Annotated in this window: 19 protein-coding genes; all 19 read right to left on the bottom strand. The window is 41.3% G+C overall.

Translation table 11 applies throughout. The annotated features are described in order from the left end of the window. Window positions 1–124 precede the first annotated feature (124 nt). Window positions 125–1282: a cell division protein FtsZ gene (ftsZ, locus tag BQ7314_RS02525; protein WP_174482136.1), complete on the bottom strand. Its 1158-nt coding sequence runs from the start codon at window positions 1280–1282 to the stop codon at window positions 125–127. Window positions 1283–1316: 34 nt separating this feature from the next. Further along, window positions 1317–2543 carry a cell division protein FtsA gene (gene ftsA / locus BQ7314_RS02530; protein WP_174482137.1) on the bottom strand — a complete coding sequence of 409 codons (1227 nt, stop codon included), beginning with the start codon at window positions 2541–2543 and terminating at the stop codon, window positions 1317–1319. A gap of 69 nt (window positions 2544–2612) precedes the next feature. Next, a complete protein-coding gene (locus BQ7314_RS02535; protein WP_174482138.1) occupies window positions 2613–3329 on the bottom strand; it encodes a cell division protein FtsQ/DivIB in 717 nt (238 codons plus the stop codon). Then, complete coding sequence (locus tag BQ7314_RS02540; RefSeq protein ID WP_174482139.1) at window positions 3326–4258, bottom strand: D-alanine--D-alanine ligase; 933 nt, start codon at window positions 4256–4258, stop codon at window positions 3326–3328. Before BQ7314_RS02540 ends, BQ7314_RS02535 begins: the two co-directional genes overlap by 4 nt. After that, window positions 4255–5151 carry a UDP-N-acetylmuramate dehydrogenase gene (gene murB, locus BQ7314_RS02545; RefSeq protein ID WP_174482140.1) on the bottom strand — a complete coding sequence of 299 codons (897 nt, stop codon included), beginning with the start codon at window positions 5149–5151 and terminating at the stop codon, window positions 4255–4257. Before murB ends, BQ7314_RS02540 begins: the two co-directional genes overlap by 4 nt. Continuing rightward, window positions 5148–6584 (bottom strand): UDP-N-acetylmuramate--L-alanine ligase, encoded by a 1437-nt coding sequence (gene murC / locus BQ7314_RS02550; protein WP_174482141.1) that lies wholly within the window; start codon window positions 6582–6584, stop codon window positions 5148–5150. Before murC ends, murB begins: the two co-directional genes overlap by 4 nt. Next, complete coding sequence (gene murG / locus BQ7314_RS02555; RefSeq protein WP_174482142.1) at window positions 6581–7633, bottom strand: undecaprenyldiphospho-muramoylpentapeptide beta-N-acetylglucosaminyltransferase; 1053 nt, start codon at window positions 7631–7633, stop codon at window positions 6581–6583. Before murG ends, murC begins: the two co-directional genes overlap by 4 nt. Beyond that, window positions 7626–8795 (bottom strand): putative lipid II flippase FtsW, encoded by a 1170-nt coding sequence (gene ftsW / locus BQ7314_RS02560; RefSeq protein WP_174482143.1) that lies wholly within the window; start codon window positions 8793–8795, stop codon window positions 7626–7628. Before ftsW ends, murG begins: the two co-directional genes overlap by 8 nt. Next, window positions 8792–10165, bottom strand: a complete 1374-nt coding sequence (murD, locus tag BQ7314_RS02565) for a UDP-N-acetylmuramoyl-L-alanine--D-glutamate ligase (protein ID WP_174482144.1) — start codon at window positions 10163–10165, stop codon at window positions 8792–8794. Before murD ends, ftsW begins: the two co-directional genes overlap by 4 nt. 3 nt (window positions 10166–10168) lie before the next feature. After that, window positions 10169–11251, bottom strand: coding sequence for a phospho-N-acetylmuramoyl-pentapeptide-transferase (mraY, locus tag BQ7314_RS02570; protein WP_174482145.1), 1083 nt, complete (start codon window positions 11249–11251; stop codon window positions 10169–10171). A 2-nt stretch (window positions 11252–11253) separates the two neighbouring features. Beyond that, window positions 11254–12618 (bottom strand): UDP-N-acetylmuramoyl-tripeptide--D-alanyl-D-alanine ligase, encoded by a 1365-nt coding sequence (locus tag BQ7314_RS02575; RefSeq protein ID WP_342590386.1) that lies wholly within the window; start codon window positions 12616–12618, stop codon window positions 11254–11256. Beyond that, complete coding sequence (locus BQ7314_RS02580; protein WP_174482146.1) at window positions 12615–14075, bottom strand: UDP-N-acetylmuramoyl-L-alanyl-D-glutamate--2,6-diaminopimelate ligase; 1461 nt, start codon at window positions 14073–14075, stop codon at window positions 12615–12617. Before BQ7314_RS02580 ends, BQ7314_RS02575 begins: the two co-directional genes overlap by 4 nt. A gap of 4 nt (window positions 14076–14079) precedes the next feature. Further along, window positions 14080–15837, bottom strand: coding sequence for a peptidoglycan D,D-transpeptidase FtsI family protein (locus tag BQ7314_RS02585; protein ID WP_174482147.1), 1758 nt, complete (start codon window positions 15835–15837; stop codon window positions 14080–14082). Between the two features lie 2 nt (window positions 15838–15839). Continuing rightward, on the bottom strand, window positions 15840–16103 hold the full coding sequence (gene ftsL, locus BQ7314_RS02590; RefSeq protein ID WP_174482148.1) for a cell division protein FtsL: 264 nt from the start codon (window positions 16101–16103) through the stop codon (window positions 15840–15842). An 8-nt stretch (window positions 16104–16111) separates the two neighbouring features. After that, window positions 16112–17035, bottom strand: coding sequence for a 16S rRNA (cytosine(1402)-N(4))-methyltransferase RsmH (gene rsmH / locus BQ7314_RS02595; protein WP_174482149.1), 924 nt, complete (start codon window positions 17033–17035; stop codon window positions 16112–16114). An 11-nt stretch (window positions 17036–17046) separates the two neighbouring features. Then, window positions 17047–17514: a division/cell wall cluster transcriptional repressor MraZ gene (gene mraZ / locus BQ7314_RS02600; protein WP_174482220.1), complete on the bottom strand. Its 468-nt coding sequence runs from the start codon at window positions 17512–17514 to the stop codon at window positions 17047–17049. Between the two features lie 442 nt (window positions 17515–17956). Beyond that, window positions 17957–18325: an HvfA family oxazolone/thioamide-modified RiPP metallophore gene (locus BQ7314_RS02605; protein ID WP_174482150.1), complete on the bottom strand. Its 369-nt coding sequence runs from the start codon at window positions 18323–18325 to the stop codon at window positions 17957–17959. A 35-nt stretch (window positions 18326–18360) separates the two neighbouring features. Beyond that, window positions 18361–19713: a magnesium transporter gene (mgtE, locus tag BQ7314_RS02610; RefSeq protein WP_174482151.1), complete on the bottom strand. Its 1353-nt coding sequence runs from the start codon at window positions 19711–19713 to the stop codon at window positions 18361–18363. 42 nt (window positions 19714–19755) lie between these two features. After that, window positions 19756–20613 (bottom strand): RNase adapter RapZ, encoded by an 858-nt coding sequence (rapZ, locus tag BQ7314_RS02615; RefSeq protein ID WP_174482152.1) that lies wholly within the window; start codon window positions 20611–20613, stop codon window positions 19756–19758. Between the last annotated feature and the right edge of the window lie 15 nt (window positions 20614–20628).

Below are 20628 nucleotides of genomic sequence, written 5' to 3' on the forward strand. Positions count from 1 at the left end.
ATTTAAAGCCGCATTAAATGATTCGTTTAGAGAAAAAGTGATGTTTTTAGATTGAAATTTATATGCGGTTGCCCTGTGCTAGGGGGCAGGTATTAACACAGCGCTAGATAAATGTTATCTGAACTTAATCAGCTTGACGTCTTAAGAAAGCGGGGATATCTAAATAATCCATATCTGAACTATTTTTAGGCTGCACACCAAAACGCGTTTCTCTGCCATCAGCCGCCTGTTTACGAGCAACAGATGGCGTATCTAAACTTGAATAATCATTACCTGCAGTAGCAATGCTTGGAGAGACTAATTTCACAGGAGCACTCGCTACCTTTTCACCACCCATACCTGTTGCAACCACAGTTACTTTAATTTCATCATCTAAATTCTCATCGATTGCAGTACCAATCTTAATGATGGCCTCATCCGATGCAAAACTGTGGACAATATTACCTACCTCATCAAACTCAGCAATCCCCATATCAGCCGCTGTAATATTCACTAAGATACCACGCGCACCTTGCAAATTGATATCCTCTAATAAAGGACAAGAAATTGCCTTCTCAGCAGCTACTCTTGCTCTATTTTCCCCGCTAGCAATGCCTGTTCCCATAATCGCCGCACCCATGCCTGACATGACTGTTTTAACATCAGCAAAATCAACATTAATCATACCGGGATGGGTAATAAGCTCAGTAATTCCTTGTACTGCATCAAGCAAAACATCATTAGCGGCAGAAAATGCTTTCATCATAGAAACATTTGCACCCAAAACTGGCAATAACTTTTGATTAGGAATAATAATTAACGAATCAACATATTTCTCTAGTTCAACGATACCTAGCTCAGCCACCGATTTTTTCTTCTTACCTTCAAAATCGAACGGTTTAGTCACTACAGCAACGGTTAAGATATTCATTTCTTTAGCAACTTCCGCAATAACGGGAATAGCACCAGTCCCCGTACCCCCTCCCATTCCTGCCGTCAAAAACAACATATTCGCGCCTTCCAATACATCGCGAATAACATCTTTATTTTCTTCCGCTGCTTCTCTACCGATTTCTGGGTTTGTCCCCGCCCCTAAACCTCTCGTTAATTCAGCACCTAACTGAATAACACTATCCACTTCTAGGCGACGCAATGCTTGTGCATCTGTATTTGCACAAATAAATTCAACCCCATCAAAGTGGCTGTTCACCATGTGATTAACGGCATTACCACCACCACCACCGACACCAATCACCTTAATAACTGCATTTTCCAAACCTAAATCCATTAATTCATATTTCATGACGCCTGCCTCATTCCTGCCCAATAAACATTATTTAAAAATTATTTTGAAACCAACTTTTCATTCTTGAAAAGATCCCCTCGTTCGTCTCCAATAACTGCTCGTTACTTAGAAAGTGATCTCTCCCATATATCAACAATCCAACACCTGTTGAGTAAATTGGATTTTGCACAACATCAGTTAAGCCTGAGATATGCTGTGGAAAACCTAATCGTACTGGCATATGAAAAATCTCCTCAGCCAACTCAACAAGCCCTGTTACCTTAGAACTACCACCCGTCAAAACAATACCAGCGGCAATTAAACTTTCATAACCACTACGGCGTAATTCTGCTTGCACTAATAGCATTAGCTCTTCATAACGCGGCTCGATAATTTCCGCTAAATTCTGTTTTGAAATTTGACGTGATGGCCGGTCACCAATACTTGGCACATCAATCATTTCATTCACATCTGCCAATTGCGTTAAAGCACAAGCATGTAACATCTTAATTTCTTCAGCATTCTGCGTAGGCGTACGTAAAGCGACAGCCACATCATTAGTGACCTGATCTCCGGCAATAGGAATCACTGCCGTATGCTTAATCGCACCATGCGAAAAAATAGCAATATCTGTTGTGCCACCCCCTATATCGATAAGGCAAACACCTAACTCTTTTTCGTCTTCAGTTAAGACCGAAGAGCAAGAAGCTAGTTGTTCTAAAACAATATCATCAACATCCAATTCGCAACGCCGTATGCACTTAATAATATTCTGTGCCGCGCTCACACTGCCAGTTACCATATGCACTTTTGCTTCTAGCCGTATACCTGACATACCGATAGGCTCTTTAATTCCTTCTTGCATATCGATAATAAATTCTTGCGGTAATATATGCAGTATTTTTTGATCGGCAGGAATAGCAACAGCACGCGCCGAGTCAATAACACGGTTAATATCATATTGCGATACCTCCTTATCTCTAATCGCTACAATTCCGTGTGAATTTAAACTTTTAATATGACTTCCTGCAATTCCTGCATAAACAGACGTAATCTCACAGCCAGCCATTAATTCAGCTTCCTCTACCGCCCGCTGAATAGAATTAACTGTCGACTCTAGATTAATCACTACACCTTTTTTTAATCCACGCGAAGGTGTAGAGCCAATACCAATCACCTCCACCTCGCCGCCATCATTTATTTCACCAACGATAGCTGCAACTTTAGATGTACCGATATCCAAGCCTACAATTAAATTACGATCTGTTTTTTTTGCCATTACTTTTGCCTTTCATGCTACTTTTAAGAGCCAGATTGCCCCTACCCTTTAAATCTTAACTCTCAGTAACTACCAATTTATTTGTTCATTTGTTCGCCACCGTACAGCATAACCATTTGGGTAGCGCATATCCACATAAGCAATCTTATCCACTAATTCATTCCCTAATACAACAAAAGCTTTAAGCAGCAATGTTAATTTATTTAATGGTTCAAACCTACCTAACTGTACGGTCATACCATTTCCCATCGCCAACAACCATGACTGCCTATTGCTCACCCTAAACTCTGTTAAACGCAAACCTTGATCCATAAGATTAACTCTCAAGCCATACATAATTTCCAACAATTGTTGCCGCTGCTCGGCGGGCCCATATAGCACTGGTAAAAACTTAAATTCATCTATATTTAATGGTTTAAAAACTTCTCCATGAATATTTAATAAACTGTCTTCTTGCCAACGTACTACAGGTCTCTGCTCGTACAGCCTTAGCTTAACACCATCTGGCCATATTCGTTGTACCTGGACCTTTTCTGCCCATGGCAAGCTCATCACCGCTTGCTGTATTTCTTGTAAGTCAATGGCAAAATAGCCATCACGGATCAAGGGCATTATCTTGCTTTGTATGCCTTCTTTACTAATGTATTGAAACTCCCCCTCAACCCCGACGTGCCTTATCGGCCATGTTTCTCTTATCACCTCCTGTAATAATGGCCAAGCTAGTATGCTGACTACGACTATTAATACTCCCACAGCGGTTCTTATCTGTGCTCGCTGAATGATCATTGAAAACTCGTTTCTAGAATACGCCACACTAACTGTTCAAAACTCAATCCAGCAGCTTTTGCAGCCATGGGTACCAAGCTATGATCAGTCATACCAGGAACCGTATTTACTTCAATTAATTGAGCCTGTCCCCGCTCATCAATAAATATATCCACACGACCCCAGCCCGTCACCCCTAATACAGCACAAGCTTCCAAGGACAAGCGAACCAGTTCAGCCTCAAGCGCATCGCTTAACCCTGCCGGACAATGGTACCGTGTTGTATCAGCTCGATACTTGGCATCAAAATCATAAAAAGTATTAGGTGTTTCCAAGCGTATAATAGGTAATCCTTCGCCATTTAAAACAGCAACCGTATATTCTTCACCTTTAACCCAAGTTTCAGCATAAACATCACATTGATATTGATCAGCCAACTGCCAGGCATCAAGCAGTTCTTGCTTAGTTTCCGCCCGACTCATCCCTAAACTAGACCCTTCCTGAGCTGGCTTAACAATAACAGGAAAACCTAACTCAGCTATACAGCGCTCTATATCATGCTCGTTTTGCAATAAAACCGATGGTGGTGTCGGTAAGCCCGCCCCCTGCCAACACAACTTAGTACGTAACTTATCCATACTTAAAGCAGAAGCCAAAACACCACTACCTGTATAAGGTAAAGCTAAAGTATCTAGTACTGCTTGCAATACACCATCTTCACCACCACGCCCGTGTATAACATTGAATACGCGATCAAATAAAGCATCACCCAAAGCCTCTAACACATTGGTTTTGACATCAATAACATAAGCATCTACTTTATTATCTAATAAAGCCTGATACACTGCATTGCCACTGTTTAAAGAAATTTCTCTCTCTGCAGCGGTACCGCCTATCAATACCGCAACACGACCAAAATCTTTGGCATCTTTTGTAAAGACAGGCTTCATGCCAATGGTTCTCCTATTATGCAAACTTCTGTCTGCAGCTCAATTCCTTGCTTTCTTAAAACTTCGCTTTGCACATGATTAATTAACTGCTCTATATCTAACGCTGTTGCTTTTCCTGTGTTAACAATAAAATTGGCATGTTTTTCCGAAACAACTGCGCCGCCAATAGCATACGATTTTAAACCACTCGACTCTATCAATCGTGCCGCAAAATCATGTTCAGGATTTTTAAATACAGAACCGCAAGTCGGCAGGTTTGTTGGCTGAGTCGCAGCTCTCTGCGCCAATAATTTCTTTATCTTATCTTGTCCAGCTAAATCAATATCAGCGCTTAACTTTAAAATAGTAGATAAAAAACATGCCCCCGCCCCCCCTTTTACCGCACGATAACTAACCTCAAATTCATTAGCACAGCGCGAACTTATAGTACCCCCTTGAGACATCATTTCAACACTTTCAACCAAGTTCCACGTTTCCGCGCCAAAAGCCCCCGCATTCATTTTCAGTGCTCCCCCCATCGTACCAGGGATGCCTGCCAAAAATTCAGCACCCGATAAACCATGTTCAGAACAAAAGCGCGCTACATGCGCACAAGGTACGCCACATTCAATATAAACACGCCCATCATCTAGCAAGTGCATTTGCTTTACCTTGCCCTTGGTATTAATAACGGTACCCTTGATACCACCATCACGAATCAGCACATTACTTCCCAAGCCCAACCAAAACACAGGTTCATCATCAGCTAAACTGGCTAAAAACAATTGCAAATCATGCTTATCAACTGGTATATATAACCGTTCTGCTTCGCCCCCCACACGCCAGCTAGTATATTTCGCTAACGGCTCATGCTGCAATAACCTCCCTTTAAATGAATGATTTAGCGGAATCATCGTACTAACAGATCAGCCAGTTGTCGCGGTAATTCAGTAGCAATATGGCCAACATTCCCTGCCCCCATAGTCAGTAAAACATCATTAGGCTGAATAATACCCACCAAAATACTCGCTAAATCTTCAATTTTTTCCACAAATACCGGATCAACTTGTCCCCTGATACGAATAGCTCGAGTTAGTGCTCGACCATCTGCACCCGTTATTGACTCTTCACCTGCTGCATATACTTCTAATAAAATAAGCACATCTGCACTCGATAGGGTATTAACAAAATCTTCAAATAAATCTCTCGTCCGAGAATAACGGTGTGGCTGAAACACGACCACTGAACGCCTGCCAGGCCAAGCTTGCCTTAACGCTTCTAAAGTTGCTGACACCTCTCTAGGGTGATGTCCATAATCATCAACTAAAGTAACCGCCCCTTCCGCGAGTGCTACCTCACCCTTTAACTCAAAACGACGACCGACCCCTTTAAAAGACCCTAAACTTTCAATAATTGCACTATCATTTACATTTAATTCAGTTGCTACGGTAATTGCAGCAACAGCATTTAACATATTATGCCAACCTGGCATATTTAGAGTAACCGTTAAATCTTTATGCTCATCCCAACGCTTAACAGTAAAAGTCGTACACATTCCTTGTTGTTTAACATCAAAGATATAAGCATCAGCATCTGCACATACGCCATAAGTTCGCACAGGCTTAGATAGCTGCGGTAAAATTTCACGCACACCTTCATCATCTATACACAGAACGGCTAAGCCATAAAAAGGGATATGATATAAAAACTCAATGAAAGTCTCTTTTAATCGCTTAAAACTACCCTCATAAGTTTCCATATGATCTTGATCAATATTCGTAATCACTCCGATTATCGGCTGTAAATGTAAAAAAGAGGCATCACTTTCATCTGCTTCGGCCACTAAATACTGGCCTTCACCTAACTGAGCATTCGTGCCCGCACTATTTAAACGACCACCGATCACAAAAGTAGGATCTAAATCAGCTTCTGCCAAAATACTGGCTACTAAACTGGTTGTCGTTGTTTTACCGTGCGTACCTGCCACCGCAATACCAAAACGAAAGCGCATCAATTCAGCGAGCATTTCAGCACGCGGAATCACCGGAATACGGTTTTCGTAAGCATATTTTACTTCTACATTTTTCTTATCCACAGCCGTTGAAGTCACCAGTACATCGACATCAGCAACATTTTTCGTATCATGCCCAATGAACACAGTAACCCCAGCCGCGCTTAAATGCTGAGTCACAGAGCTTTCTTTTATATCTGAACCCGATACTTCGTAGCCCAGGTTCGATAAAACTTCAGCAATACCACTCATACCCGTCCCACCGACACCGACAAAGTGGACTTTGCGCATATTTTTTAAGCGCTCCTGAATAACCTGATTAATTGAATTATTCATGCTCCTGCCTCTATGCACTGCTCTGCAACTAACTCGGTTGCATTCATCTTTGCGCTTTGCCTTGCTGCTTTTGCCATTGCTTCTAACCGTGTTGAGCAATATATAATTTGTTCTGCCAAAAATGCCCCTGTTAACTGTTGTTGCGCAAGCAAAATTCCTGCGCCTGAATCTGCTAAATACTGTGCGTTAGCCGTTTGATGGTCATCTATCGCATAAGGGTAAGGCACTAAAATACTAGGCACGCCTAATGCGGCCACCTCACTTACCGTCATAGCTCCCGCACGGCAAACCACCAAGTCAGCCCATGTATAGGCATCCAATACATCATCAATAAATTCAGTAACTTGTGCCTTTAGCAATTTTTCTTGATACGCTTGCACGACTGCCTGATACATTGCCGTTCCAGTTTGATGCCTGACCTCTACAGGCCTATTTAACAATGCCAGAGCCTCAGGCACCACCTCATTTAAACGTTGCGCACCCAAACTACCGCCGATAACTAAAATATGCAATACATCAGAATGACACTGCTTTTTACTATGCTGTTGAGTTAATGCTTTGCGCAAGGGGTTGCCGGTAAAAATAGCCGACTTTGCCGTAGCAAAACTATCAGGAAAAGCTTGCAATACCTTATTGGCTATACCCGACAATAATCGATTCGTCGTACCAGGAACTCGATTTTGCTCATGAATCACTAAAGGAATACCCATCAATTTAGCCATTAAACCACCAGGTCCAGCGACAAACCCACCCATCCCTAACACGACATCGGGTTTTCTTATTTGTAAAATCTTTCTCGCTTCCAAACAAGATTTTATAAGCATTAATGGCATCTTAAATAGAGCTAAAAAACCTTTACCCCGTACCCCATTAACCGTTAGCCAATCAATTTCAATATTATTTGCCGGCACAATACGGTGTTCCATACCTCTATGCGTTCCAATCCAGCTCACTTGCCAATCTTGAGTCTCCAAATACTGCGCCACCGCGAGAGCAGGAAAGACATGCCCACCCGTCCCACCAGCCATAATAACGATACGCTTACTCATGACTAGACGCCTTATTTTTCTGTAAAGCAATCATGTCGCTATTCACTCTATAGAGCAGTGCCATTGCAACACACATAACAATCATGCTGCCGCCACCATAACTCATAAAAGGTAATGTCAGGCCTTTAGTAGGCAACACCCCCATATTAACGCCCATATTGACAAAAGATTGAAAAGCAAACCAAATACCTAAGCCATAAGCAATAAATGCGGAAAATTTTTCATTTAATTGCTCGGCCATTGCAGCAATGACAAAGGCACGCCATACTAGCAGAGCAAATAAAACAATCACACTAACAACACCTAGCAGCCCTGTTTCTTCAGCAATCACTGAAAATAAAAAATCCGTATGTGCTTCGGGCAAATAAAAGAGTTTTTGTACGCCACTCCCCAATCCCACCCCTGTCCATTCACCACGACCAAAAGAAATCAAAGCTTGCACTAATTGAAAACTTTTACCAAAGGGGTCTTCCCATGGGTGCAAAAAGCTAGTCACCCTTGCCAAACGATAATCCGAAGAAACAACAGCTAAAACGCCTACGCCAATAATACCCAAAATTAAAACAACAAATTGCTGTAAGCGCGCACCACTCAAAAACATCATCCCCATAGCAATAGTAACAATCACGACAGCAGAACCCATATCTGGTTCGAATAACAATAAAACACAAGCACTAGACAGTAATAATAACGGTCGAATTAAGCCATAGACTGATTCACGTACAAAATCATGATGTCGCGTCACAAACCCTGCCATATAAATAACCACAATAAGTTTCATAATTTCTGAAACTTGCACTCTTATTCCAAATAATGATAACCAGCGCGTACTGCCATTCACCTTTATACCGGCACCAGGAATCAGCACTATGGCTAATAAAACTAAGCCGATAAAAAACAAGATCGGTCCTGTTCTTTCCCAGAAACTCATAGGCACCAAGTAAATACAACAACCGACCACTAAGCCCACAATAATATGTATCAATTGCCGAACTGGGTAATGCAATAAATTTCCCGTTAGCTTCGCCCCTAAATGCAAAGACGCGGAAGACACCATAAGGTAACCAAAAACAACCAGCGTCACACAAGCAAAAACTAATGTTTTATCAAAATAAACATTTTTATTTAGTTTTGCTAATTGCTCGCTAATACTAATATTCATTGACCTAAAGCCTTTACCTTAGAGATAAAAACCATCCCTCTTTCTTGGTAATTAGAAAATTGATCCAAACTCGCACAAGCAGGCGATAACAGTACAGTATCGCCTGCTTGGGAAATTTTCGCCGCTTTCTTAACTGCTTTTTTCAATGTGCCAACGTCATACACAGGAACACTATCATTCACTACTTGTCTAATCAGGGCACCATCTTTACCGATTAGCAGCAAAGCCTTAACGTTTTCTTTTAATATAGGTACTAATTCACTCATATCTGCGCCCTTTGCATCACCACCAGCAATTAGAACAACATCTGCATTTTTAAAGCCTTGCAAAGCCGCTACACACGCGCCTACATTAGTCGCTTTAGAGTCATTAACCCAGCTCACTCCACCAATATTAGCGACAAACTGCATACGATGCTTTAAGCCCTTATAATGGCGCAAAGCTTCACACATCGCCTCTTCCGACAACCCAAGTACACCACCCAATGCTAATGCCGCTAAAGCATTAGACTGGTTATGTAACCCTGCTACCAATAACTCATTGACCGCCAATATAGGCCTGCCATACAAGGCTAAAAATTTACCTTCAGAAGTATTAATAACAGTATAATCAGCCTCTTTCTCTAGGCCAAAAGTTAATACTTTTCTACCTGCCTCATACATCGCGATAACTACTGGATCATCAGCATTTAAAAGCATTACACCACTACCACTGTAGACTTTACGCTTTTGCTCTGCATAAGCCGCTATACTCGTATATCTATCCAAATGATCAGCTGAAATATTAAGTACCGTGGCTGCCACCGCATTTAACTGACTTGTTCGCTCTAGCTGAAAACTAGATAACTCCAGCACATAAATCTCTACTTCATCAGCCAGCAAGTCGAGTGCTGGCGTACCTAAATTACCACCCACTGCCGTACGTTTCCCAGCAGTTTTAGCCATCGCACCTAGCATAGTCGTAACCGTGCTTTTGCCATTAGATCCTGTAATGGCGACAACGGGCTTATCTACTGCACAAGCAAACAAATCTATATCACTTAAAGAATAAACACCTCGCGCTAGCGCTAATTTAATTAAAGGCTCATCCATAGAAACCCCAGGACTGACAATAATATGCGTAGCCAATGCAAACACTGCGGCATCAAAACCACCAGTAAATACTGGAATATCAGGCATATCTACTAATAACTTGTCATTAAAAGGCGGTTTATCCCGACTATCAACAATGGCAAACTGGATACCTAGCTGACGTAAATAATACGCCACTGATAGACCCGTCTTACCTAAGCCAACGACCAAAACTTTAGCCGTTTCCTTATTGAGAGAGAACTGTTTATCTAATGTTTTTAACAGCACATCATTATTCATCTGCTATCTCAATTTTAGGGTAGATAACCCAATTAAGACTAAAATAACGGTAATAATCCAAAATCTGACAATTATATGTGGCTCTGGCCAGCCTTTTAACTCAAAATGATGATGTATAGGTGCCATTCTAAAAACTCGTTTTCCCGTCAACTTAAATGAAGCAACCTGCATAATGACGGAAACTGTTTCCATAACAAACACCCCGCCCATAATCATCAAAACAATTTCTTGACGCACTAAAACAGCAACAACACCTAAAGCGGCACCTAAGGCTAAAGCGCCAACATCACCCATAAAAACCATTGCAGGATAAGCGTTAAACCATAAAAAGCCCAAACCTGCACCAACTAATGCCGCACAAAAAATAACCAGCTCACCCGCTTTAGGAATATAAGGAATAACTAAATATTCAGCGAACATGACATGCCCAGTTAAATACGCAAAAATTGCTAATGCCCCAGCAACCATAACGGTTGGCATAATGGCCAAGCCATCTAAGCCATCCGTCAAATTCACGGCATTACTGGTACCAACAATAACAAAATAAGTCAGAAGCACATAAGTCCAACCCATATCAATGACGACTTCTTTAAAAAAAGGCACGATAAATTGAGTTTCCGCGGGCACTAATGCACTTTTATATAAAAATATGGCTGCAGTTAAAGCGATGATCGACTGCCACAAATATTTAGCTCGTGCTGACAAGCCATCACTGTTCCCTAATTTAACTTTTTTATAATCATCAATAAAACCCACTATGCCATAAGCCATTGTGACCAATAACGCCACCCAAACATAACTATTCTCTAAGTTCCCCCAAAGTAAAGTACTAACAGCAATCCCCACTAAAATCAAAGTCCCTCCCATAGTAGGTGTACCTGCCTTCTGGTAATGACTTTCAGGCCCACTTTGACGAATGCTTTGACCAATATTCTCATTACTTAAGCGACGAATCATGCTCGGCCCCACTAAGAAAGAAATCATTAAGGCTGTTAGCGCGCTCAAAATACCGCGTAAAGTTAGGTATTGAAACACCTTAAAACTAGGCTCAAACTGAGCTAAGTACTCAAATAAATACAGTAGCATGCTTATTTTTCCACCTTATTAACTAGTGCGTTAACCACATTTTCCATTCTTTGCACCCTTGACCCTTTCACTAATAGCACAACCTTAGGGTTAATTGCTTGCTGTACTGCCGTAATCAAATCTTCTTGCTGCGTAAAAAACTCGGCACCAACACCAAAAGCTTTTACTGTGCTTTTAGCCAGTGCCCCCGTCACAAATAAGCGCATTACACCTGCCTGTTTAATTTTCTGCCCCATTTCACTATGTAATTGTTCAGCACCCGCACCCAGTTCACCAAATGCACCCAAAGCAAGCCATAACTCACCTTCACAGTTTTTCAGCACTGCCAAAGCAACCGTTAATGAATCAGGGTTAGCATTATAAGTATCATTAATCACTCTATATCCAAGTCCAGTTACACTTAACTGTAAGCGACCTTTTACCGCCTTAACTTGCTTTAACCCTTCTTGAATCTGTTTGACTTCAATACCTAGCGCCAAGCATGCGCTACTTGCAGCCAAAGCATTTTTAACATTATGCTCGCCCGCTAACGCCAAACGTATCGGCACTCGCTTACCTTCACTAAGCAAATCAAACTGCGTACAAAACTGCTCACCAGCAAAGCCCGTGACAATATTTTCTGCCGTCACATCAGCATTTGCATTCAAGCCAAACGAAAGCACTTTACGTTGCCCAGCAAGCGCAAGCCACTGTGTAAAAAAAGTATCATCCGCATTTAAAACCGCAATACCTTGATCAGTTAATGACTCAATTATTTCCGCTTTTGCCAGTGCTATTCCTTCAATGCTACCAAAACCCTCAATATGTGCTGCCCCAACATTAGTAATAACAACAACATCAGGTTGCGCATAAGCACTCGTATAAGCAATTTCACCTGCATGATTTGCACCCATCTCTATCACGGCAAACTCATCTTCTGCTTGCAACCGTAATAAAGTTAAGGGTACGCCTATAGCATTATTAAAATTACCTTGGGTAAATAAAACCCGATAATTCACCGCTAAAACAGCGGCAACCATCTCTTTTACTGTGGTTTTACCATTACTTCCAGTAATGCCGCATACTTTTACTTGCACTTTAGCTCTAACCGCTCCAGCTAGCTGAGCTAAAGCTAATCGCGTATCCTTTACGATAATTTGTGGCTTATCGCTAGTCACTTGCTTGGCAACTAATAATGCTAATGCACCCTTCTTTTCTGCTTGAGCAATAAAGTCATGGCCATCAAACTGCTCACCTTTAATGGCAATATACAAATCACCCTCAGCCAAAATACGCGTATCAATACAAACACCTGAAACCGTTGCATCAGTGCCAACTAACTTCCCTTGTACAGCTTCCGCAATTTCTTGCAAAGTCATTAAAATCATAAAGCCAATAATTCCTGAGTAATTTCACGGTCACTAAATGGCAGTTGCACACCTTTTATCTCTTGGTAATTTTCATGGCCTTTGCCAGCGATTAAAACTATATCCCTATCTGAACTCATTAAAATACTGTGCTGTATAGCGCTTTTTCTATCATTAATTACACAAACTTTTTCCATTGAAATATCTGCAATAATCTCATCAATAATTGTTTGTCCCTCTTCAAATCGCGGGTTATCATCAGTAATAATTACTCGATCAGCAAGGGTTTCAGCAATACGCCCCATTTGTGCACGCTTACCCTTATCTCGATCACCACCACAACCAAAAACCACGGTCAGCTGAGCGACACAATGCCGTCTTAAAGTCATTAATACTTTTTCTAATGCATCTGGTGTATGTGCATAATCAACAACTACCATAGGCTTACCAGTATCCGCAGTAAAACATTCCATACGCCCAATAATTGGTTTAATGGTCTGCATAGACTGCAAACACTCGCCTAATGGTTTACCCATTGCCAACAAAACAGCCAGTACTGACAAGCAATTTTGCAAATTAAAATCGCCTAATAAAGCAATCTTAAGTTTATGCTGCTCAGCCTGCCAAAATACATCACATTCAATACCTAGTAACGAATATTGAATATTTCTTACTTGAATGCTCGTATCTTTGTTATGCACTTTATCTTGCATGCTGTAAGTAAATACCGGCACTTGCTCTGAAATAGCCGCTAAAACACGCTCCGCATAAGTATCATCCAAATTGACCACGGCATACTGCAAATCAGGCCATTGAACCAAACGTAATTTAGCTTGGAAATAAGCTTCCAAACTGCCGTGATAATCTAAATGATCACGGCTCAAGTTATTAAACACTGCGCCGCTAAAGTAAATAGCATTAACGCGGCCCTGCTCTAAGCCATGTGATGAGACCTCCATCGCAACATGCTTTATATTTTGCTCGACAAACTCAGCGTATATTTTTTGCAACATTAACGCATCGGGCGTAGTGTTACAGGTTCTTTGTAAATTTGGATAAATACCCCAGCCGAGTGTGCCAATAACACCGCAGTTATCAAGTACTTGTGCTAAAAACTGACTACAGGAGGTTTTACCATTCGTCCCTGTAATACCTACAACATGCAACTGCCTAGTAGGCCAGCCATAATATCTAGCCGCCAAATCACCCAATTTATCGGCTAACTGCTCAACAGCAACTAAACTTAAACCAATGACAGGCTTAGCCAATAATTCCCCGTCATTTGCCGGATCATAAATAATAGCAACCGCGCCCTGCTGCTGAACTTGATGCGCAAATTGCATCCCGTGCAGCTGAGTCCCAGCTAAAGCAAAAAAAACACCGCCTACGCTGACCTCACGGCTATCCAAAGCAAGATGCGTGACCTCTACGTCCTGCTGCACATCCGCAACGCCTGCTAATAACTCTGCTAACTGCATACCACTACTTGCTTAATAATACCGACATGGTTTGCTCTTCATCAGGAGCAATACCTAAAACTCTTAGCGCGCCACCCATTACTTTGGCAAAAATAGGTGCTGCTACTAAGCCACCATAATAAGCACCTTGAGGTGAATCAACCATGACAGCAATGACCAATTTAGGGTCACTCGCTGGCGCCATACCAACAAACACCGACAAATAATCATTACCATACCCCCCCTGACGACTCACTTTCTTTACCGTTCCCGTTTTACCGGCTACACGGTATCCATCTACTTTTGCCTTAGTAGCTGTACCGCCTTTCTGGACAACTTGCTCAATCATTGTTCTGACTTTTATTGCCGTTTCAGGTGATAAAACCTGCGTAGCGTATTCATCCTTTTCACGCTTAAGCAAACTCACAGAATGCAACACCCCATCATCTGCTAACGCAGTATACGCTCGCGCTAACTGCAGGGTAGACATAGAAACTCTGTAACCAAATGACAAAGTAGCCTGCTCAAAATCACTCCACCCAGAATACTCTGGTAAGGCACCACTCGCTTCGCCAGGAAAATTAACTCTAGGCGAGACACCAAAGCCAAGGTCATGATAGAAGCGCCAGAAATAACTAGGTGGCATAGATAAAGCAATTTTACTAGCCGCAACATTACTTGATTTTTTTAACACCGCAGTCAAATCCATAGTGCCATGTTTATGGCCGTCTCTAACCCACCTCCCCTTAATTTTAAAATCTCGCGTATCAAATAATTGATTCGGTTTAATAAACCCGCCCTCTAATGCTGCTGCCACCACCAAAGGTTTCATCGTTGAACCCGGCTCAAAAACATCAGTTATTGCTCTATTTCTATAACGCGACACCTTTAAATTTTTACGCATATTAGGATTAAAAGACGGCTGATTAACAACCGCTAAAACATTCCCCGTTTCAGCCTCTAGCATCACCAAAGAAGCTGACTTTGCCCTATGCCTTACGACACCAGCCTTTAATTCTTTATAGGCTAAATATTGCAAGCGTTCATCAATACTTAACTGTAAATCTTGTCCATTAACAGGCTCTTTAATACCTTCCAAATTTTGCCCTTCAATAATACGCCGCTTACCATCACGTATAACTCGCTTACTGCCAGCAACACCTTTTAAACTAGAGTTATACATTAACTCTAAACCCTCTTGGCCTTTATCATCTATATTAGTGAAGCCTACCAGATGAGCTGCGACCTCTCCAGCAGGATAAAAGCGTTTAAACTCTCGAATAAAACCTACCCCTGGTAAACCCAAAGTCTTAATCTCTGCCGCTACGCTAGGCTCAATATGCCTTTTTAAATAGACAAATTGCTTATTTGTTGACGCATCAAAAGCCTTCAATAATTTACGTAATGACATCCCCAAGAGTTTCGCCGCTTGCTTAAACCGGATATCAGTTAAATTACTACAAATCGATTTGGGGTCTTCGCTTTCAGCCTCAGCCTCACGGCAATATTGAGGGTTCACCCAAATTGAAGCCACTGGGGCGCTAACAGCAAGACTTTTACCATTACGATCCTGAATTTGCCCTCTATAAGCCGCAATTTTGACCGTACTAACCTGTCGACTTCGCCCTTCCTTCTGCAGAAACTGCGTCTCCATCACTTGTAATTGTATTGCTTTCAGAATAAGCACACACACACCAAGAAACATAAAAACAAGTACCAGTTTTCTTCTGCCAGAAAATTCGACTATTTTACTAATATTCTTTTTCTTTTTAAGAGCTAACATAACTAAAGCTTTATATAAACGATAGATTTTCGCTCTAGCTCCACTAAACCCATTGTTTTTCTAGCAATTTTCTCAACTCGATTATGCTCTGCCAACATCCGTTCTTCGAGTGTTAATCGTCCCCATAATACCTCTAATCGATCCAGCTCTTGCTCAGCTTTTTGTATTTCAATAAAAACGAGCCGAGAATTATACTTAGCATAAATAACTGCCAAGCCTGAGCTGAGCAGTATTATTAACAAGATTACAACACACAGGCGCTCCATAATCAGTATTATTTACGCTCTGCAACACGCATAATAGCACTGCGCGCCCTAGTATTCCGCGCCAACTCTTCTGCCTCTGCCTTAATAGCTTTGCCACATTTTATTAGCCTTATCGCTGCCAACTCATCAGCCTGCATAGGTAGCTTAACTGGGTTATATTTCCCGCGCGACTCGTCGCGAATAAAACGCTTAACAATCCTGTCTTCTAACGAATGAAAAGATATTACAACGAGCCTTCCACCACTCGCTAAAACATTGACGGCCTGTCCTAATACAGCACTTATTTCGTCAAGCTCATGATTTACCGCTATTCTTACCGCTTGAAAGCTACGTGTAGCTGGATGCTTATGCTTTTCTCTAAACGGGATTACTGCAACCAACAAGTCAACAAACTGCTTAGTTGTTACCAGTGGTGCCTCTAGCCTCTGAGCTACGATAGCAGCAGCAATTCGCCTAGCAAAACGCTCTTCACCATAGTCATAAAGCACACGCACCAAATCTTGCTCCGAAACACTCGCCAACCATTCAGCCGCCGACAACCCAGAACTACAGTCCATGCGCATATCTAAAGGACCATCCTGCATAAAGCTAAAGCCACGTTCAGCATTATCTAACTGCGGTGAAGAAACTCCAAAATCCATAAGAATTCCGTCAACCTTACCCATCCACCCACGTTTCTCTACAACATTTTGTAACCGTGAAAAACAACAGTGCTCTAACTCAAAACGCGGATCTTTAAATAACTCCTGCGCAGTATCAGAATTGATTGCATCCAAGTCTCTATCTAATGCCAGCAACTTCCCCTCGGGACCTAATTGCTGTAGTAGGCCTTTACTATGCCCACCTCGGCCAAAAGTACAATCGATATAAATCCCACTAGGTTTAATTGTTAGTTCACGCAAAGCTTCACTATATAACACCGGTAAATGCATGATTTTCTCAATTAAAAAGATAAATTACTTACTTCACTCAAATCATCATCTTGGTCGCCACTCATCCACTCATCTTCTTTGGCATTCCAAGATACTTCATTCCATATTTCAAACTTATTCAACTGACCGACTAAAATCAGTTTTTTTTCCATTCTTGCAAATTTCCTTAACTTTTCTGGCAATAAAATCCGGCCTTGAGCATCCATTTCAGCCTCTGTTGCATACCCAATAACAAAACGGCGCAATTTTCCAGCCATTTTATCCAAAGTAGGTAATTTACTAATTGTTAGTTCTAATTTATCCCATTCAGGTAAAGGGTAAAGCCATAAGCATCCAGGCTCACCAACACAGCGTTCATTTACAGCAACAGTTACAACTAACTGCCGCTCACAGCAGTCTTGCAACTCATCTCGATACCGAGTGGGAATCGCACAACGACCCTTTGCATCTAAATTAATTGCTGTGACACCTCGAAACACCCTGCCCCCTTGAAATAACCACAGCTTTCCCAAAAAAACTACTTTTCACCACTTTTCACCACTGAGGATAACTATAGTTTTCTAGCATTCGTTAGTCAAGGCTGTTTAAAAATAAAGCTTACCTTCCTCAATATTTCTTAAATATCACTGTGTTACGACTCATACCTATATTTTTTTATAAAAAAAATAACAATAACTATCAAGTGCTTAAAAAAAACTATTAATGTAATTTATAATATATAAAATATAATACTTTCCTTATACTCCATTACATAAAAACATCCACCCCTGCCTGCATTACCGACAAAAATTACAGACAATAAAAAAGCCCATAAAATGCGTCACACAAACACACTTTATGAGCTTCAAATTACATCGCCAGATATTATCCTAGCAATACTCAGGTAATTCGCAATATAAATGTTGCGAACAGCTTTACACCTTATTGCATACTACTTCCACATTTTCCTTCGCCGCATTTTCCTTCCATCGCTTTTGCATCAGATTTTTTCTGCCCTGGCATTGGCTTATTACCTGCACATTTACCTTCCGCTGTTTTCTCCAAAGCACCTGGAGGCGTCATACTGGCTCCACATTTTCCTTCTCCACAAGCACCTGCTTTCATTTTCATATTGCCTTGCTTAGACTTACCAGCTTCTGCAACCTGCATATAACCATCTGCTAATTCAGTCAACGTAAATGGATTACTTTCAGCACCAACAAACTCCTCTGCTTGCACCGCTGTTACAGCCAAACCTGAAAATAATGTCGTGCCTACTGCAATTGCTAAAGGTGATTTTTTTATACTCATTTTTATTTCCTCAATATAGTTTTTTAAAGACAGGTTTAAGCTAACAAGAAAATTGTCGCCAATCCTAAAAAGGACATAAAACCAATCACATCAGTAACGGTAGTTAATAACACACCACCCGCTAATGCAGGGTCTATGCCTCTTTTTTGTAAGAACAAAGGAATCATAACCCCCGCAAAAGCTGCACAAGTTAAATTAATAATCATTGCCCCACCTAGCATCATGCCTAACGGCATATCCGAGAACCAGGCCGCCGCAATCAAAGCAACAACTGTAGACCAAACAATACCATTTAATGCACCAACAGCTAACTCCTTAAACAAAAAGGACATCGCGTTTGCTGAACTAATTTGATGCAATGCCAAGCCACGAATGACTAGTGTCAAGGTTTGACTACCGGCGATCCCTCCCATACTCGCAACCACCGGCATCAGCACGGCTAAAGCAACAATTTCATCAATTGTCGCCTCAAACAAACCAATAACCCATGATGCCAAAAATGCGGTAAATAAATTTACTCCCAACCAGACAGCTCGACGCCTAGCACTAACAATCACAGGGGAGAATAAATCATGCTCCTCATCTAATCCGGCCGAGCTCAAAATAGCATGATCTGCTTCCTCACGAATAACATCAACTACATCATCAACAGTAATTCGACCTACCAAGATACCCTCTTCATCGACTACCGCAGCCGATAAAATATCCCTATGTTCAAAAATAGTAGCCACTTCAGAGACCGGCATATTCAAGGGAATTGCTGCAATAGAAGTATCTATTACTTTAGACACAACCATAAGTGGGTCACTAGTCAAAATGGTAGCTGCAGGTAATATACCTTGGTAATGATTCCCTCGATCAACAACAAACAAGCTATCCATATTTCCTGTCATTTTCTTTTGCACGCGCAATAAGCGCAATACAGCATCTATGGTAACATCCGCTCTTACTGTCAAAACATCCAGCGTCATTAAGCCACCTGCGGTATGCCCATCATAGGCAAGCGCGGCTTCTAGACGACTATCTTTCTTTTTCCTTAAGACTCTGTCTCTAACTTCAGCAGAAAAATCACCCACTAAATCAGCTAAATCTCTTGGTGTTAATTCATTTGCAGCAACCACTAAGTCCTGAACAGAAGTATGCTCAATAAGACCCGTTCGCACTTCTCCTTGAAGAGCCACGAGTATCTGCCCCTTAACTTCGGGCGCAACAATGCTCCATAACCGATACCTATACTCTGTAGGTAATGACCTAAGTAATAAAGCAATTTCAGCCGGATACAAACTTAACAAATGATTACGCGCATCATAAAGTGCACCATCATCTAAGTCCTTCATAATCTGTTCTAAATGTATATCAGAATGATCTTGCGGTCTATTTACTTGCATATCTATCCTTTTCGTTTTCTGACTAGCTGCTAGGACATCTTCTTACGATAACTCTCGATGCCTGATAATGACATTGGATCCCTTGCTCTGAAAGTATCGGGCAAGACTATCCACTAAAAATACCGAGCGATGCTGCCCACCGGTACAACCGACAGCAACCGTTAAATAACTACGATTTTCCTTTTCAAAGCGTGGAATCCAGCGCTCTAAAAGACCTGAAATATCTTGAAAAAACTCTGTAACTATTGATTCTGAATTTAAGAAATCTATTACCGGCTGATCTTTACCAGTGAACCCTCGAAGCTTTGGATTCCAATACGGGTTAGGTAAGCAGCGCGCATCAAAGACAAAATCAGCATCCAAAGGCAAACCATGTTTAAAACCAAAGGATTGCATTTGTATAGAAATTTTTTGCTGCGAACCTTCTTGCACATACCCTCTGATCAGCTCTCTCAATTGATGATAATGCGTACGACTCGTATCAACCACTAAATCAGCGCATTTTGCAACAGACTTAAGCATTTCCTTCTCAATTTTAATCGCCTCTTTCAAAGGCAAATTTAAATCAGTTAGTGGGTGCCGTCGCCTTGTTTCACTATAACGCTTAAGTAAGACTTCAGCTTCTGCCTGCATATAAATCACATCACAATAAATACCTTGCGCTCTTATTAAAGCCAACTTTTCTGCAAAAGCATATAAGCTTTCACTGTGGTTCCGCGCATCAATCCCAATGGCGGTTTTGTTATATGTTTTAGGATCTTGCTTCATCACATTAGTGACAAAATCATCGAGTAGCGTAATCGGCAAATTATCTATACAGTAAAACCCGCAATCCTCAAGCGTATCTAAAGCAATACTTTTCCCTGAGCCAGACAAGCCAGTTAAAATCAATAGTTTCATAGTCTCAATAGGGAA

This window comes from methanotrophic endosymbiont of Bathymodiolus puteoserpentis (Logatchev), assembly GCF_900128525.1.
Lineage (GTDB): Bacteria > Pseudomonadota > Gammaproteobacteria > Methylococcales > Methylomonadaceae > Methyloprofundus.

Excerpts from the sequence above, each read along its gene's own strand:
- ftsZ (WP_174482136.1), bottom strand. The coding sequence starts at position 1,282 with ATGAAATATGAATTAATGGATTTAGGTTTGGAAAATGCAGTTATTAAG.
- ftsA (WP_174482137.1), bottom strand. The coding sequence starts at position 2,543 with ATGGCAAAAAAAACAGATCGTAATTTAATTGTAGGCTTGGATATCGGT.
- BQ7314_RS02535 (WP_174482138.1), bottom strand. The coding sequence starts at position 3,329 with ATGATCATTCAGCGAGCACAGATAAGAACCGCTGTGGGAGTATTAATA.
- BQ7314_RS02540 (WP_174482139.1), bottom strand. The coding sequence starts at position 4,258 with ATGAAGCCTGTCTTTACAAAAGATGCCAAAGATTTTGGTCGTGTTGCG.
- murB (WP_174482140.1), bottom strand. The coding sequence starts at position 5,151 with ATGATTCCGCTAAATCATTCATTTAAAGGGAGGTTATTGCAGCATGAG.
- murC (WP_174482141.1), bottom strand. The coding sequence starts at position 6,584 with ATGAATAATTCAATTAATCAGGTTATTCAGGAGCGCTTAAAAAATATG.
- murG (WP_174482142.1), bottom strand. The coding sequence starts at position 7,633 with ATGAGTAAGCGTATCGTTATTATGGCTGGTGGGACGGGTGGGCATGTC.
- ftsW (WP_174482143.1), bottom strand. The coding sequence starts at position 8,795 with ATGAATATTAGTATTAGCGAGCAATTAGCAAAACTAAATAAAAATGTT.
- murD (WP_174482144.1), bottom strand. The coding sequence starts at position 10,165 with ATGAATAATGATGTGCTGTTAAAAACATTAGATAAACAGTTCTCTCTC.
- mraY (WP_174482145.1), bottom strand. The coding sequence starts at position 11,251 with ATGCTACTGTATTTATTTGAGTACTTAGCTCAGTTTGAGCCTAGTTTT.
- BQ7314_RS02575 (WP_342590386.1), bottom strand. The coding sequence starts at position 12,618 with ATGATTTTAATGACTTTGCAAGAAATTGCGGAAGCTGTACAAGGGAAG.
- BQ7314_RS02580 (WP_174482146.1), bottom strand. The coding sequence starts at position 14,075 with ATGCAGTTAGCAGAGTTATTAGCAGGCGTTGCGGATGTGCAGCAGGAC.
- BQ7314_RS02585 (WP_174482147.1), bottom strand. The coding sequence starts at position 15,837 with ATGTTAGCTCTTAAAAAGAAAAAGAATATTAGTAAAATAGTCGAATTT.
- ftsL (WP_174482148.1), bottom strand. The coding sequence starts at position 16,103 with ATGGAGCGCCTGTGTGTTGTAATCTTGTTAATAATACTGCTCAGCTCA.
- rsmH (WP_174482149.1), bottom strand. The coding sequence starts at position 17,035 with ATGCATTTACCGGTGTTATATAGTGAAGCTTTGCGTGAACTAACAATT.
- BQ7314_RS02605 (WP_174482150.1), bottom strand. The coding sequence starts at position 18,325 with ATGAGTATAAAAAAATCACCTTTAGCAATTGCAGTAGGCACGACATTA.
- mgtE (WP_174482151.1), bottom strand. The coding sequence starts at position 19,713 with ATGCAAGTAAATAGACCGCAAGATCATTCTGATATACATTTAGAACAG.
- rapZ (WP_174482152.1), bottom strand. The coding sequence starts at position 20,613 with ATGAAACTATTGATTTTAACTGGCTTGTCTGGCTCAGGGAAAAGTATT.